This window comes from Flavobacteriales bacterium (assembly GCA_025210805.1).
Lineage (GTDB): Bacteria > Bacteroidota > Bacteroidia > Flavobacteriales > CAJXXR01 > JAOAQX01.
Genome location: JAOAQX010000001.1, coordinates 68508 through 83146, shown reverse-complemented (window position 1 = coordinate 83146; position 14639 = coordinate 68508). Strand labels below are relative to the sequence as shown.

The window sequence follows — 14639 nt, the reverse complement described above, 5'->3', positions numbered from 1 at the left end:
TCTCATATAAAAATTCACTTTGCGAATTGAAAATTTTCATTGATTAGTATCACACTAAATAACTAAGTCTCCAAATTACTCAAAGAACAAAGCTTGCACTAGGTAATCTGTCCTAAAAGCAATCAGTATTAACAAAATACGTTTCCAAAAAACATCAAAAGACTTTTGAGCAATCAAAGGTCTTTTTTTGTGTCGTAATTTTGACTTTCTTAAAAGAAGATGCTTTCTTCATTCCACGTATTTTTGATAAATCTACCGTGAATCAGATTGTGTTCAAATACAAGTTTTGTGTTGCTCCCAATACCGATCTTGCTCAAAAAGCCGCGGTTCTAATTGGCTTAGCTGGACAATTCTATATGGTAATTCTTACAAGTATTATTATTGGGAAATTTATTGGCAAAAAAGATTAAAAATCACCAGCCAAATCAAAATGATTTTATAGAAAAACTACACGAATTATCTAAAAACAACCCCATTAATAACAAATAACCACTACTTATCAAACAGATAGCTATCGCTATTGACAATAGTGTCCTCTTCAATTCACAAACTTCTTAAAGTAAGCAAAATTCATTTTCCGATACTTTATAAAAAAAAAAGTACCTTTATAAAATGGAGACTTAAACCTTAATAGATTTGAGCAAAAGAGTCCTTCACAATTGAAAGAATGAAGACTTGTTCTATCACTCAAAATCTAACAATTAAACAATCGTAATACTGCTTACAAAAAATGACAATTAAAAAAATTCATATCATTCTACTTACGATCTTTGCTTTGACAATATTTCAAGGTGAAATAATAGCTTGTAGCATGTATAAAATAACTGTTGACGGAAAAACAATGGTTGGCTGTAATCACGATGCTTGGTTGATTACTCCCAAAATATGGTTTGAGAATGCTAAAAATAAAAATGAGTATGGAACCGTCTTTACAGGATCAAGAGAAATTTCTCCTACAAGGACAACTCCACAATCAGGAATGAACACCGTTGGTCTTGTATTTTCACGATTAGCCTCATATCACCCGCTACAAAAAAATCCATTTGCAAACAGACAAAAAATAACAAATGAAGCTGACTACTTATCAGAGATACTTCATAAGTGTGCAACTGTAGGAGCGGTTAAGAAACATATTGAACAATATGACCATAGCCTCTTTTTGAATGATGTTTTTATATATGTTGACAGCTTAGGCGACTATTTAATTGTTGAACCTTATAACCTTATAGATGGGAAAGACTCTAATTATGTTTTGGCGAATTTTTGTCCCTCTAGAACGAATAATGAGCAAGCACGGCAAATGGAAAGATACCGGAACGGGGAAGATTTTTTAAAAACTCATAAAGCAATCGCTTCCGTAGATTTTTGTACTGCACTTTCAGGCTCTATGTCTGTTTGTAGAAACAGAAAAGGAGACGGAACATTAATCACTTCTATTTTTGATACCAAAAAGCAAATAGTGAACGTGTACTTTTATCACAACTTTGATACCTCTATACAGTATAATTTAACAAATGAATTATCAAAAGGAGACTATGTTCTCAATCTTTCTGAAATATTCCCAAAGAATCGTGAATTTGAAGAACTTGTGAACTTTAAAACTCCTTCCAATACAATTGCTCTTAGAATTTCTATGGTATTGATTGCGGGTTTATTAGCGCTTATTTCTTTTGCTTTGTTTATTGTACAAATACGAAAAAAGAGAAACAGCTCACTTTCTACAAAATCTGTCATTTTGTTTATAACTTTAAACATACTACTCATTGTATATATGGCAGTTCTAATTACAAATAAAAGCATTTTCTATTTTGATGTTCCCTTTAAACATCATCATTCAAATTTAATAAGTGCTACTTCCTACACACCTTTTTTACTTTTGTTATTATTCATTCCCATTACATCTTATACAAGAAATAGATTAACATCAGATAAAACAAAACTCTGGTTTAAAACTATTTTAGTCTTAAATAATATCATATACTTCCTTCTCGTTTTAGGATTTGGATATTGGGGCTTATATAACTTTTGGAATTAGGAAAAAAATGGAACCTTTCAAAATTCATTTTCCGATACTTTATAAAAAAAAAGTACCTTTATAAAATGGAGACTTAACCGCCATTTTTTTGAGTGATTTAGGGCAATATTCTAAAGAATGAAAAATATTCTTCACACAAAAACCCCTTTATAACCCTAGTGTAGTTAATTTGAAAAAGGCTAAAAAGCACAAATAATAAAACACACAAAACCAGAGTTTTATTTACAATCAAAAGAAAATGATGAAAAAGAAAAAAGTCAAACTGATTGCTAGAATATTACTACTTACGGGTACGCTGGTCTCCTTGTTTTTTGTGCCATGGATTTTGGTGAAAGCATGGATTTTACCACTACCAAATTCGATTCAAGAACAAGTAGAAGAAGCCATTGGACATGGATTTGATGGAATGATCGTTTACGTAGATCAAGCAGGGAAACCACCAGCATTTTTCACTGGTGGATGGAAGGATAGACAAAAAAAAATACCTACCGATCCAAATGCCTTGTTCAAAATTGCCAGTATTAGTAAATTATATACTGCCGTAGCGGCTACTAAATTGGTCAATGAAAAACGCTTATCTTTTGATAAAACTCTTACCGATTATCTTCCAGAACTTAGAGATAGGATTGAAAATGCTGAAGAAATTACCTTGAGAATGATGATTCAGCACCGATCTGGTATTCCAAATTTCACAGATAATCCTGCATATTGGGAAAACGAACAGGAGAACGGAAAAAAACCCTTGGATTTTGCACTCGATCTACCTGCCAGCTTTAAACCTAACCGAGGATATGAGTATTCAAACACAAATTATTTATTGCTTCGCAGGATTATGGATCTTACTTTAGGATATAACCACCATCTTTATATCAAAGAAAAAATATTGGTTCCTCTAAAACTAAAGAACACTTTTTTTTCGATCACTGAAGTTGATTTAGAAAATGTTATGAGTGGATACTACGTGGGTTTTGAAGAAGATTTTAAAGCTCGTGAATATGGAATGCTTGCCACAGCAAAAGATGTTGCTGTATTTTTACGTGCCTTAAATGATGGTTCTGTATTTCACAATGGAGAACAGGAAATCTATCCCTACGTTTACAACCATGGAGGTTTAGTTGTTGGTTATCAAAGTTTAGCAGAATATCACAAAGAGATAGATGCTGTTGTTGTTCAATTCATCAACACCACAGATTTTACGGGTTATGAATGGAATTTATCTGAAATTACCATAAACAGAATTGTAAAAATCCTAAAAAAGAATGAGCTGTAATTTTCTTGGATCTCTTATTGTCAAATAGAAAAGTAGCTTTTATTGGACTTGTAGACTAAATTATTTATGATAAATTTAGAAATGTATTTAAACAAAGTACTCATGCTGTATCTTTAGAATAAAAAAATATTGAAGTAAAGAAATGGAGACAAACACTAATAAATTCAACATAGTTGGGTTAGTTTTATTGATTTTGTTATTAAAACTGCTCATCATGCCCTTTTCACAAACTGTGGATGCTGATGCCGTTACTCGGATTTTTCTATCATTAGATTGGATAGAAAATCCAACATGGATCTCTGAAAGTGTTTGGGGTCCTTTACATTTTTATTTAAACGGATTAGCATTAGCGATATGGAAAAACCCAGTTTACACACCCAAAATCCTTAATATCATATTAAGTACATTTTCCTTAATTCCATTTTATTATTTTACAAAAAGAGAATTTAATAATAATGGAGCGTTAATTACAACAATTTTCCTAGCACTTTCACCTATTTTATTTCGCAACAGCTTCTTTGGATTATCAGAAACACCCTATTTATTTTTTTTAGTCTTAGCTATGAATTGGTTATCTAAATGGATAAAGGAAAGAAAAACATTATTCCTCATTTTATCTGGAATAGCCATCACAATTGCTTCTGGAATTCGCTATGAGGCTTGGATGATTATGGCTATTTGGGGAGTTTTTGTTTTGGTAAAATATGATTTTAAAAACGCTTTCATTTTTAGTGTGTTCGCCTTAATATTTCCATTTATTTGGATGATGCAAAGTTATTTAAACACAGGAAATCCATTCTCTGGAATAGAAGGTAACTTCAAGTGGACTATGGATGTTATGGATAATAACGCGAATCTCAATTTTGAATCTTATTTGAGACGTATATGGTATTTTCCTTTTATTTGGGTTATCTCTGTTGGACCTCCACTTGCCTTTATTTTACTAAAAGATCATTTTCAATTTAAAAAATTCAATAATGCTAAATTTTATTCCAATATTTGGTTCATAACACTCATTATTGTTTTCGTATTTATCATTATTAATTCATTAAAAGGAACTCTATTATTGCATGCTCGCTTTGTTGGCTCAATACTTATCTTTAGTTTGCCTTTTGCAGCCAACTTCTTTAGGGAGAACACTATTAAAACAAGAAAACTGTCTGTTTTATTTATATCACTTTCTGTAGGCTTATCCTTTTTCTATAATATTTCTAATGTAAAACCAATACCCCGATTAGAAAACCAAAATGCAAAGGAAATTGCAAAGAAAATCACCAAATACAAAGGAAATTCCACCTCACTTTACATCGATGATTGGGGATGGGATAATACTTATTATATTGGATTAAATTCTGGAGTTCACCATAAGAATATTAGCTTTATCAACCAGTATTCTCAGGATTCTGAAATTATTAAAAAATTAAAACAATCCATACAATTTAATGGCAACAGATTACTCCTACTATCCAATGCTTCTCAGTCAGAAAAAATTTTAACTATCAATTACTCAAAGAATACCATCCAATTTAACAGTAAGGTTCATTCATTTGAGATTTTGTCAAAAAATCAAAACGTCACTTTGATTAAAATTATTGAAAATCAACATCTCTAAAGTTAATTTGATAGACAAATATGAAGGGCAATGTACAAATTCAATATGCCGATAGAAATAAATTAGATTTTGAAGATTATGGAATTGTTAGTCTTGAAAAAATCATAAATATTTTTAATGAATTTAACTGGGGGCAGCAATATGAAATTATGAATCAAAGGAGCTTAAAAAAATTAACATCCTCAATTCCAACATTCATAATATCAAAAGAGAAAGACATTGAATCCTTATTCATCTATGGTATAAAAGAAGGATGTTTTGAAATAATATATCAAAAAAAAGATAAAATTGGTACGGCTATCATCACCAATGACGTTACTCTAAACAAGGGATTTTCTCCTCATGATTATATAGTCGATTTTTTCAAGGGAAACCTAAAAGCGACGATCAAACTGGAAGATCAACCTATTTTACAAGACGAGATTGAGCTTGGAAATTATAGTCTCAAAAAGTATTTAATCTATCTTGTAATTCTTCTTTTTCCGTTGGGAATCGTATTATTTTCTCAAGGAAATTTTGAGAACAGTAGTGCAATTATTCGAATACTCATTTATGGAACTTTAGGAACAATAATCCTCTTGATACCTTTTTTTGTAATCCTGTTTCAATATTTTTCTAAACCAAAATTATTGAAATCAAAATACTCTTTTACAGACAAAACTCTAGTTCTCTATTATTCTAAAAAAGAAAAAATCATTGAAACTAAAAATATTGAACAATGTGTTTTCGTTTATTCCACCAATCACAGGTTACCTTGGTCTTCTTGCTCAAACGTAGTAATTACCTTAAAAAATAAAGAGCAACATTTCTTAACAAGTTTAACATTCAGCCATAGAGAACTCTCAAGTTTGTTAGAACTATTAAATGTTAATTACTTTTATTTTGATAAACCTATTCAAACAATAAACAAAACAATTTTCTTAGAAAAAGCCCTTCAAAACACCCCTTTGGACATAAAACTATTGAAAAAGACCTATTCTGAGTACACAGATGAAAAGCTAGATAAAGTTTTAGAGAATGCCATAAACTATCAACCTCAGGTTATTGAAATGGTAAAACAAATTAAAAAGGAAAGAAATCTTATTTAATACAAATTCCAATTACCTTTTTTATAATACTGATAAAGAGTAGGTTTAAAAATGGTATTCACCTCAATACCAGAAGTATCTACTAAAGGTTTACCGAAAGAAACTAACTGAGTAAGCGATTCTTTATTGAGCCACTTTAAATTTTCTGAAGGTTCTAGATTTACAACCTGCTTTTTTTCAAGTGGAAAATGACTTCCCACAATCCATCCCCACTCTCCTAGAGTCAGGACCTGATTGTGCATGGGCAATGTATTCCATCCGGCTGCTTTCATGGTTTTTTGGATACAATAAAAAGCCTTGGTAGCATAATAGGGCGAGCCTGCCTGAGTGATAATAAAACCATTGGCTTGTACTTTTGATTTTAGTAAACGGTAAAATTCTTTTGTGTATAACTTATTAATATCTACACTATTTGGGTCAGGCAAATCAATCATCACGATATCATAACTTTTCTTAGATTTTTCTACAAACTGGAATCCATCTTCGGCATAAGTTTTTAATCGTGAATCGTTCATGGAATTTTTATTCCACTCAATAAAAACGGGATGTTCTTTACCTAATCGAACCATTTCAGGATCTAAATCTACTAAGTCCACTGATTCTATATTTGAATATTTCCATATTTCACGCAATAAGCATCCATCTCCTCCACCCAAAATTAGAATATTTTTTGGATGACCTTGAAGCAGTAACGGTATATGTGCCATGGGTTCATGATAAAGAAATTCATCAAAAGTAGAGAGTTGCTGATTTCCGTTGATATACAATGAGTGCCAATTTTGCCACTCGGTTAGAATGATTTTTTGATATTTCGTTTGTTTACTAAAAACTATTTTGTCCTTATATTTCTTTTGTTCTCCATATTTTACGATAGGTTCTGCCAAGACAAAACCAATCATTTGAACAGAAAAAATAATAAGGTAAAGCACCCAAAGCCAGCGTTTTTTCCTCTTGGAGATATATTCATCTAATACCCGAAATAGATAAAAAGAAATCAATAAATTCAATAAACCAAGGATAAAAGGCGTGTAGGTAAGACCAAAATAGGGTAAGCCTACAAAGGCAAAAAACAAACCTCCGATAAGGCTTCCAAAATAGTCTTTTTCTAGAATACTAGAAATGTTTAATCTTAAACTTTCATAAGAATCATTGATTCTTGTGGCAAAAGGGATTTCAAGACCTATCAAAACTCCAACAAAAATGGAGAGCAAATAGATGAGAATCCAATAAACATCTCCGTAACTGTATGTGGTGTAAACGATGAGTGCAGAAAAGGAAACCAAAACAGACAAAACCAATTCTGTGATGATAAAATAAAAAATCACCTCTTTTGTAAACCACTTACTAATCCTACTCCCCAATCCCATGGAAAAGAGCATAATAGAAACAATAAGTGTAAACTGAAGAACCGCATTTCCAATAAAATAAGACGCCAGAGTAGAAAGAATATACTCGGCTACAATTCCGCTAACACCTGTAGCAAAAAGGGCAATTTTTAATGCCCTAGATTTCTGCTTTTTAGAATATTTATTTTCCAAATCCTCCTGATCGTGATCTTGTAGATGAACCTCTTGAATAACGAGAAGAGGAACGTGTTTTTCTATTATTATAATTTTTTACTGCCGATGAAGTGGCTCTTCGGGTATAATAACCCGCTCTGGCTGTTCTTTGTTCTTCACTTCGGGTTCCATGAGCATATTTCCCATTAGTACCTGCTCCGTAGAATGCTCTGTTACTAGTAGCGTGATTTTGGAAATTGTTATAATGTCCTCGACTCACACCGCTTCTTCCAGAAGATGCCAACCACATCCAGAAAAATGGACTAGTACTGGAATGTCTCCACACTCTATTATGACCTGAGGAATTGGATGATGAATGATTGTTCGTAGAATCTGGAGCAACCCACTCTCCATGTTTTTCATTTCCAACAGCCCAACCATATCCCACAGGACGAGCTACATCGGAAACGACTCCATCTTGAAAGGTTAGAATTTCCATTCCCAAATCGTTTTTATGTTTTTCGTAGAGGGCTTTACTTACATCTACCCATTCTTTATTTACCTGATGAAGAGAATCGTTCTTGAGAATCAAAATTTGATATTTATGTTGATGCACAAAATATTCTTGTGTTTCATTGATTTTCATATCATCTAAAACAATAGAGAAATTATCTCCAGAATATTTCATTTTATAATAGTCGATTCTATCGTTTTTAACTTCTTTGACTTCTTTTTCACTACTTCCACAACTACTTAAAAATAGTGCAGTAAAACTTAAAAAAAATATTAAAACCTTCTTCATCACTTTTTCTTTATTTCGTTAATGCTTATTTCTTTTCCAAAATGAGCTTCATAATCATCCTGCCCCCAATAACTGATACAAATTAGCTGATTTTCATCAGAATAAAATACAAACTCCTCAACCCTTTCTCTTCCCAAATTATTGGTTTCTGAGCTAAAAATTCCTTTATAACTTTCTTCGAGCTCATAAAACATTCCTTGGTATTCAAATTCTTTATTCTCCAAAGCTTCTTTCATTTCATCGAGACCAAGATCTATTTTTCTTGTTAAAGTAAGTTCCCACTGATCTTTTTCTTTTTCCACCTCTAGAAACATTTCATCAAATCCACTTTTTAAGGTGTATTCAACACTGTTTCCCGAAGGAATCCATTCATATCTATCTTTGGCAATAATTTCCCATTTTTCAGACATATATTTAATCTGATCACCAATTTTCCAATCATCCAATTGACTATTCTTATTTTTCCAAAACATGATCTATACAGGAGTTTTTTTGTTTAAAAATGCAGGATTACCTCTTTTAATTTCTTGAATTTCTTCTTTTTGAGATTCTAATTGTTCTTTTAACCAAGCTTTTGCTTTAAGGATCTCCACGGTTTGATTACACGTAAAAAAATCAATTGCTACAAAACCATATTCTGGCCAAGTATGCACCGCAATATGACTTTCTTCTATAACAACTACTCCACTCACCCCGATAGGAGAAAAGGCATGAATAGTAGTATTTACAATATGCAAGCCCATATATTTAGCGATTCCTTCCATAATTTCCGTTATTTTTTCTACAGAATTTATGACAGAATAAGAGCAATCATAAAAATCAATCGTTACTTGATTTCCCAAATGTTTATTCATCTTATTTTCAATAATTATGAGCTAAACTAATCAATTTATTCAATATTTGATTCGTATTACCTAAACAAACACCAATGCTCACTTAGACCACTAAGACATTCTATTTAGTTTCAATTTGCCACTGTTAAAAGAAAAATCTTATTTTTATGTATAAAATCTTCTATTTTTGTACAAATTATGATTTAGCAAAATGAAAATGAAAAAAACACTTCTTACTTTATTATTATTTATTTCATCTGCTTCTGTATTTGCTCAGAATGAGCAGTTATCCATTTTTTCTAATCTAGTCAATAGAACATGGAAAGCTGAAGGAAAATGGGAAAATGGAAAACCTTTCATCCAAGAAAGTTCTTTTGAATATGGAGCAAATGGAAAAGTTATTGTGGTAAAAACCAAAGGTATTATAGACGAAAAAACGGCTAAAGTAGGTGATAGAAACCATGGAATCAGACAATTTGAAAAAGAAAACGGAATTATACGATTTTGGGAGTTTGATTATCAAGGAAACCTTACCAAAGGAAGTGTTTTTGGACTCGGAAGAAACCTAATGTACCAATATCAATATCAAAACTTTAGAGTAACAGACCTTTGGGAATATATAGATGAGAATACTTATAAACTCACTGTTGGTTTTTATGAAAATAATAACTGGAAACAAATTTTTCTTCAAACAACCTTTAAGGCTGTAGAGAAAAAATAGTTTTTATGCTCAATAGAGGTATAAAAAAAGCGAAAATTCATTTTGAATTTCCGCTTTTTTTTATGCATGTACTTCTACAATTTCCCTCTGATGTCTCTATGTTTAGAAATCATACTTGTGGAAAAATTACAACTAGAAGCGTAAGTATTGGTACTACATTCTATCGGGAACTTGAATTCCTAATAAACTCATAGAAGATTTAATAATTTTAGCTACCGATTGACATACATTGATTCTCAAAGCCTTCAGATTTTCATCTTCTAGGCTCAAGATTGGTGAGTTTTGATAAAAATGATTAAAATTCTTCACCAAATCATAGGTATAATTAGCAATCAAAGCTGGGCTAGATTCTTGAGCAGCTAACTGAATAACCTCTGGATAATCATAAATGAGTTTTACCAATCCTTTGGCATAAGTATCGAGTTCTGCCTTGTGGATATCCACATTCTCTACTCCTTCATATTTTCTAAGAATCGAGCAAATACGTGCATGTGCATACTGGATAAACGGAGCCGTATTTCCCTGTAAATCTACAGATTCATCTGGATTAAAAGTCATTCGCTTCTTAGGATCCACTTTTAGTATATAATATTTCAAAGCACCTTGTCCGATGATTTCATTCAGTTCTTCTTGGAGTTTTGCATCTACTCCTTCATAAGAACCTCGCTCTGCTCCTTGTTTTTGAGCTTCAAGAAACATGGCTTCCATTAAATCGTCTGCATCTACCACCGTTCCTTCTCGAGATTTCATTTTTCCCGAAGGCAAATCGACCATTCCATAACTAAGATGCGAGCAGTTTTGTGCCCATGAGTATCCCAATTTTTCTAGAATTAAAAAGAGTACTTTGAAGTGATAATTCTGTTCATCACCTACGGTATAAATCATCTTATTAAAAGAAAAATCTTTATGACGCTCTATGGCTGTTCCAATGTCTTGTGTCATATACACTGAAGTCCCATCTGAACGTAAAACAAGCTTTTCATCCAGCTTTTTATCTGTTAAATCACACCATACAGATTGATCTTCTCTTCTATAGAAAACTTCTTTCTCCAGACCTTCCAAAACCACATCACGCCCAAGAATATAGGTATCTGATTCGTAATAATTTTTATCAAACCCTACCCCCATTCTTTTAAAGGTCACCTCAAAGCCATCATAAACCCATTGATTCATCATTTCCCAAAGCTTCATGATCTCGGGATCATTTCCTTCCCATTTTCTAAGCATTTCTTGGGCTTCTAAAAAGATTGGAGCTTGAGCTTTCGCTTCTTTTTCCTCCATACCTTTTTCCTTCAATGCCTTGATTTCTTCTCTATAAACCTGATCAAATTTCACATAGTATTTTCCTACTAAATGATCCCCTTTCATTTCCGAAGATTCTGGTGTTTCTCCAGCTCCATATTTTTGCCAAGCCAACATAGACTTACAAATATGAATTCCACGATCGTTGATCACTTGTACTTTCTTTACATAATTTCCTGCTGCCTCATTGATAAGAGAAACAGAATACCCCAAAAGGATATTTCGTATATGACCTAGGTGAAGTGGTTTATTTGTATTAGGTGATGCAAATTCCACCAAAACAGTTTCTGATGTTTCATTGGCTTTTTGCCACCCATAGTTTTCTTTTTTAAGAGATTCTGCTAAAATGGATTTCCAGTACTCATCAGAAATTGAAAGATTCAAAAAACCTTTTACTACTTGAAAACCTACTACTTTAGGTTCAATCTCCATAAGTTTGTGAGCAATTTCTTCACCCACCATCTCTGGTTTTTTCTTAGCTGCTTTTAGAAAAGGGAAAGTAACTAAAGTAATATCTCCTTCAAATTCTTTTCTTGTTTTCTGAAAAGAAATTGGTGCATTTTCTAGTCCGTAAAGTTCTTCTACTACTTTTTGAACTTGACTGGTAAGTATATTTTCTATTTGTTGCATAAGCTTACATTTTTACTATTTTTTCCAAAATGGAAAAGGCTGTTTCTGCCATTTTATTTTCTTTATCATCTAAGGTTGGATTGATTTCTACCATTTCAAAACAAGCCACCTTTTGAGACTGGAAAAGGTAATAAATAATCTTTTCCGCTACCACTTGAGTAAGTCCGTTTAAAACAGGTGTTCCTGTTCCTTTTGAAATCATAGAATCCATACTATCTACATCAAACGAGATATAGAGAATATCACAATGATTCAAACTTTCAAGAGCTTCGTTCACACATTTCTTGGGCCCCTTCATTCTCACTTCTTCTACCGTGAAATTCTTAATTCCCAAATCTTCTATAATCTCATCTTCAGGAATTTCGGTATCTCTTACCGCAAAATACACCAAATCATCTGGAGAAATTCTAGGTTTATCACCACACAATTCATCCCAAATTTCTTTCGTTTTAGGGTCAATTACTCGGTCATCCAACTGGAATTCATTATCATTAAGACATAATGCTGTTGCCAATGGCATACCGTGTACATTTCCACTTGGAGAAGTGTATGGCGAATGGATATCGGCATGAGCATCTATCCATACAACCCCGATATTTGCATCAGGAAAAGCATCTGCAATTCCTTTTATTGTTCCTCCAGAAACCGAATGTGCTCCAGAAATAAGGATCGGAAATTCTTTGTTTTCAAAAGCATTTTGCACTTCTTGAGACAAATTTTCATACACCTCGGCAATTCCTTCTAAATATTTTGCTTGAGGCGTATCGGTTTCATCAAACAATAAATCATTTCTTACAGCCACACTTGTGGTAGGAAATTGATTAAAAAAATCTCTCTTTCCAGCATTGATAGATGCCACCCAAAGGGCATCATACCCTAAACTTGCTCCTCTTGTTCCTGCCCCTAATTCGGACATCGTTTTTATAATCCTAATTCGATCCATTTTTTCTTCCTAACATGCTTTATACCCATACGAAATGCACCTTTAAACTGTACTATTTCGACCTATTTTTTTGTCAATAATCTTTTAACACCTAATCATAATTTAAGATATTGACGAACGACAAATTTAAAGTTAAAAATGTAGAATCTTCTTTTTTTTCTTGATAAAAATATTTCTATTCATTTTTCACCATACCTTGTATAAAATATCAAAGTTTGGCAGGTGAAAAATCAAGAATGAATTCCTTCTTTAGAACGTTTTTAAAAACCGAAACTGATTTATTTAAAATTATTGTTAAAACAAATAACTCGTAAATACCTAACAATCTATTATATATACTAAAATTATATTTCATTTTGACTTACATCAAATTTTTTGGTCAAATTTTTGTTGACTATTGTAAATGTGAAATATGATTGCCTAAAATTATGTAACTTTCATAACTCAAACAAAGCAATCAAACTAACGATCAACAATATAACACTGCTTAAAAATAAAAAAACAGTCTTATTTTATTGTTCATTTTATAATTTATAGAACCTTTTAAACTTTATTTTTTTTTTGACAAATTATGCAAACATTACACTTTAAAAGAACTTTTACCTTTTTACTGATGCTTTTTACGGCAATAAGCTGTAGTAAAGAGTATGAAAACGAAGCGAATCCCACACCTCCATCGGATACAAATATTACCTACGCAAAACATGTGAAGCCCATTTTGGATCAAAATTGTATTTCGTGTCATGGTGGAAATACGCCCGTTGCAAATCTTAGGCTCACCACTTACGAGGAAGCAAAAGCATCGGCAAAAAGCCAAAAACTGGTTCAATATATTTTTGGACTTCAAGGTGCACCTATAATGCCACCAAGTGGAAAAATGTCTTTTGAAAAGACTCAAACAATTGAAAACTGGGTGGATCAAGGCTTAAAGGAATAAGCAAACAGAAACTTAAAAAATAAAACCAAACAACTTATTATGAAAAAACTATTTATTACCGCATTACTTTTGCTAGGGTTTCATCAAACTTGGGCACAAAAGTATTTTACAAGAACTGGTCATACCGATTTTAAAGCTTCGGTGGAAGCTTTTGAACCAGTAGAAGCTGAAAACAAAAGTACTACAGCCATCATTGACAGTGAAAAAGGAACTATGGCTGCATTGGTTTTTGTGAATGCTTTTAAATTTGAAATCGCCCTTATGCAAGAGCATTTCAATGAAAATTATATGGATTCTGACAAATTTCCTAAAGCCAGTTTCAAAGGAAGTTTTGAATCTCTAAAAGTAGAGAGTTTAACTGCTACACCTCAAAAACATCAGTTGATGGGAACGCTTACCATTAGAGGAATTTCAAAAAAAATTGAAACAACTCCTATGATCAGCCTGAAAAATGGAAAAATCATGGTGAAAGGTTTTTTTAAAGTAAAACCTCAAGATTTTGATATAGAAATCCCAAGTGCTGTAAGAAATAAAATTGCAAAAGAACTCATTATAAGCTATCACTATGAACTGGAAAAAAGGTAAAAAATTTCTTTTAGTATTCTGTATCTTAGGATTTATTGCAGGTTTTTTTGGCTACCGATATATCTATAAAGATCACGACACCATTCAGGAGTTATCTACAGAATACTCGGGTACAGCAAAAGAATTATTAAATAAAGTATCCGAAAATCCTGAAAATTGGAATAATAAAATTGTAGAAATTAGTGGACTAGTTACCAAAGTAAATGCGACCTCTATAACCATAAATAGTAGTGTTTTTTGTCAACTAGATCCCAGTAATTCTAAAACGATTAATCAGCAAGACAAAGCAAAAATAAAAGGAAGAATCATTGGATTTGATGATTTATTAATGGAACTTAAAATGGATCAAACAATTGTATTGTCAAAATAAATTAGAATAAAA

The 14639-nt window shown here is 32.0% G+C and carries 15 protein-coding genes; 9 read left to right on the top strand and 6 right to left on the bottom strand.

Translation table 11 applies throughout. The features are described 5' to 3' along the window. Positions 1-200: 200 nt before the first annotated feature. From N4A45_00340 to N4A45_00320, 5 genes are all read left to right on the top strand, one after another. Positions 201-410 carry a hypothetical protein gene (locus N4A45_00340; protein ID MCT4663661.1) on the top strand — a complete coding sequence of 70 codons (210 nt, stop codon included), beginning with the start codon at positions 201-203 and terminating at the stop codon, positions 408-410. Positions 411-730: 320 nt separating this feature from the next. Then, entirely contained in the window at positions 731-2035 is a 1305-nt protein-coding gene (locus tag N4A45_00335; GenBank protein ID MCT4663660.1) for a hypothetical protein, read from the top strand. A 238-nt stretch (positions 2036-2273) separates the two neighbouring features. Next, positions 2274-3305 (top strand): beta-lactamase family protein, encoded by a 1032-nt coding sequence (locus tag N4A45_00330; GenBank protein ID MCT4663659.1) that lies wholly within the window; start codon positions 2274-2276, stop codon positions 3303-3305. Positions 3306-3519: 214 nt separating this feature from the next. Next, positions 3520-4917 carry a glycosyltransferase family 39 protein gene (locus N4A45_00325; protein MCT4663658.1) on the top strand — a complete coding sequence of 466 codons (1398 nt, stop codon included), beginning with the start codon at positions 3520-3522 and terminating at the stop codon, positions 4915-4917. A 20-nt stretch (positions 4918-4937) separates the two neighbouring features. Then, positions 4938-6005: a hypothetical protein gene (locus tag N4A45_00320; protein MCT4663657.1), complete on the top strand. Its 1068-nt coding sequence runs from the start codon at positions 4938-4940 to the stop codon at positions 6003-6005. Here the strand turns inward: N4A45_00320 and N4A45_00315 are convergent. From N4A45_00315 to speD, 4 genes are read right to left on the bottom strand one after another with little or no spacing between them, the layout of a single operon-like run. Beyond that, positions 6002-7543 carry a polyamine aminopropyltransferase gene (locus N4A45_00315; protein ID MCT4663656.1) on the bottom strand — a complete coding sequence of 514 codons (1542 nt, stop codon included), beginning with the start codon at positions 7541-7543 and terminating at the stop codon, positions 6002-6004. The genes N4A45_00320 and N4A45_00315 overlap by 4 nt on opposite strands. Next, positions 7533-8306: a hypothetical protein gene (locus N4A45_00310; GenBank protein ID MCT4663655.1), complete on the bottom strand. Its 774-nt coding sequence runs from the start codon at positions 8304-8306 to the stop codon at positions 7533-7535. Before N4A45_00310 ends, N4A45_00315 begins: the two co-directional genes overlap by 11 nt. After that, positions 8306-8779 carry a DUF4178 domain-containing protein gene (locus N4A45_00305; GenBank protein ID MCT4663654.1) on the bottom strand — a complete coding sequence of 158 codons (474 nt, stop codon included), beginning with the start codon at positions 8777-8779 and terminating at the stop codon, positions 8306-8308. Before N4A45_00305 ends, N4A45_00310 begins: the two co-directional genes overlap by 1 nt. Positions 8780-8782: 3 nt before the next feature. Next, positions 8783-9160, bottom strand: a complete 378-nt coding sequence (gene speD, locus N4A45_00300) for an adenosylmethionine decarboxylase (GenBank protein MCT4663653.1) — start codon at positions 9158-9160, stop codon at positions 8783-8785. A 196-nt stretch (positions 9161-9356) separates the two neighbouring features. Here speD and N4A45_00295 point away from each other — a divergent pair, with 196 nt between their 5' ends. Next, the gene (locus N4A45_00295) at positions 9357-9860 is read left to right on the top strand and encodes a hypothetical protein (protein MCT4663652.1); all 504 of its coding nucleotides are present in this window, start codon (positions 9357-9359) and stop codon (positions 9858-9860) included. A gap of 153 nt (positions 9861-10013) precedes the next feature. On the opposite strand, the gene argS is transcribed toward N4A45_00295, so the two are convergent. Together argS and N4A45_00285 are read right to left on the bottom strand one after the other, a co-directional pair. Beyond that, a complete protein-coding gene (gene argS / locus N4A45_00290; protein MCT4663651.1) occupies positions 10014-11792 on the bottom strand; it encodes an arginine--tRNA ligase in 1779 nt (592 codons plus the stop codon). Between the two features lie 4 nt (positions 11793-11796). After that, positions 11797-12708: an arginase gene (locus N4A45_00285; GenBank protein MCT4663650.1), complete on the bottom strand. Its 912-nt coding sequence runs from the start codon at positions 12706-12708 to the stop codon at positions 11797-11799. Positions 12709-13306: 598 nt separating this feature from the next. On the opposite strand from N4A45_00285, the gene N4A45_00280 reads away from it, so the two are divergent. From N4A45_00280 to N4A45_00270, 3 genes are read left to right on the top strand one after another with little or no spacing between them, the layout of a single operon-like run. Next, entirely contained in the window at positions 13307-13672 is a 366-nt protein-coding gene (locus N4A45_00280) for a hypothetical protein (GenBank protein MCT4663649.1), read from the top strand. A 39-nt stretch (positions 13673-13711) separates the two neighbouring features. Next, complete coding sequence (locus tag N4A45_00275) at positions 13712-14257, top strand: YceI family protein (protein MCT4663648.1); 546 nt, start codon at positions 13712-13714, stop codon at positions 14255-14257. Next, positions 14238-14627 (top strand): hypothetical protein, encoded by a 390-nt coding sequence (locus tag N4A45_00270; GenBank protein ID MCT4663647.1) that lies wholly within the window; start codon positions 14238-14240, stop codon positions 14625-14627. Before N4A45_00275 ends, N4A45_00270 begins: the two co-directional genes overlap by 20 nt. Positions 14628-14639: the final 12 nt, after the last annotated feature.

What these genes read in the sequence shown, in the direction of transcription:
- N4A45_00270 (MCT4663647.1), top strand. Translation starts at nt 14,238, where the DNA reads ATGAACTGGAAAAAAGGTAAAAAATTTCTTTTAGTATTCTGTATCTTA.
- N4A45_00280 (MCT4663649.1), top strand. Translation starts at nt 13,307, where the DNA reads ATGCAAACATTACACTTTAAAAGAACTTTTACCTTTTTACTGATGCTT.
- N4A45_00275 (MCT4663648.1), top strand. Translation starts at nt 13,712, where the DNA reads ATGAAAAAACTATTTATTACCGCATTACTTTTGCTAGGGTTTCATCAA.
- N4A45_00335 (MCT4663660.1), top strand. Translation starts at nt 731, where the DNA reads ATGACAATTAAAAAAATTCATATCATTCTACTTACGATCTTTGCTTTG.
- N4A45_00295 (MCT4663652.1), top strand. Translation starts at nt 9,357, where the DNA reads ATGAAAAAAACACTTCTTACTTTATTATTATTTATTTCATCTGCTTCT.
- N4A45_00325 (MCT4663658.1), top strand. Translation starts at nt 3,520, where the DNA reads ATGCCCTTTTCACAAACTGTGGATGCTGATGCCGTTACTCGGATTTTT.
- argS (MCT4663651.1), bottom strand. Translation starts at nt 11,792, where the DNA reads ATGCAACAAATAGAAAATATACTTACCAGTCAAGTTCAAAAAGTAGTA.
- N4A45_00310 (MCT4663655.1), bottom strand. Translation starts at nt 8,306, where the DNA reads ATGAAGAAGGTTTTAATATTTTTTTTAAGTTTTACTGCACTATTTTTA.
- N4A45_00330 (MCT4663659.1), top strand. Translation starts at nt 2,274, where the DNA reads ATGATGAAAAAGAAAAAAGTCAAACTGATTGCTAGAATATTACTACTT.
- N4A45_00285 (MCT4663650.1), bottom strand. Translation starts at nt 12,708, where the DNA reads ATGTCCGAATTAGGGGCAGGAACAAGAGGAGCAAGTTTAGGGTATGAT.
- speD (MCT4663653.1), bottom strand. Translation starts at nt 9,160, where the DNA reads ATGAATAAACATTTGGGAAATCAAGTAACGATTGATTTTTATGATTGC.
- N4A45_00305 (MCT4663654.1), bottom strand. Translation starts at nt 8,779, where the DNA reads ATGTTTTGGAAAAATAAGAATAGTCAATTGGATGATTGGAAAATTGGT.
- N4A45_00320 (MCT4663657.1), top strand. Translation starts at nt 4,938, where the DNA reads ATGAAGGGCAATGTACAAATTCAATATGCCGATAGAAATAAATTAGAT.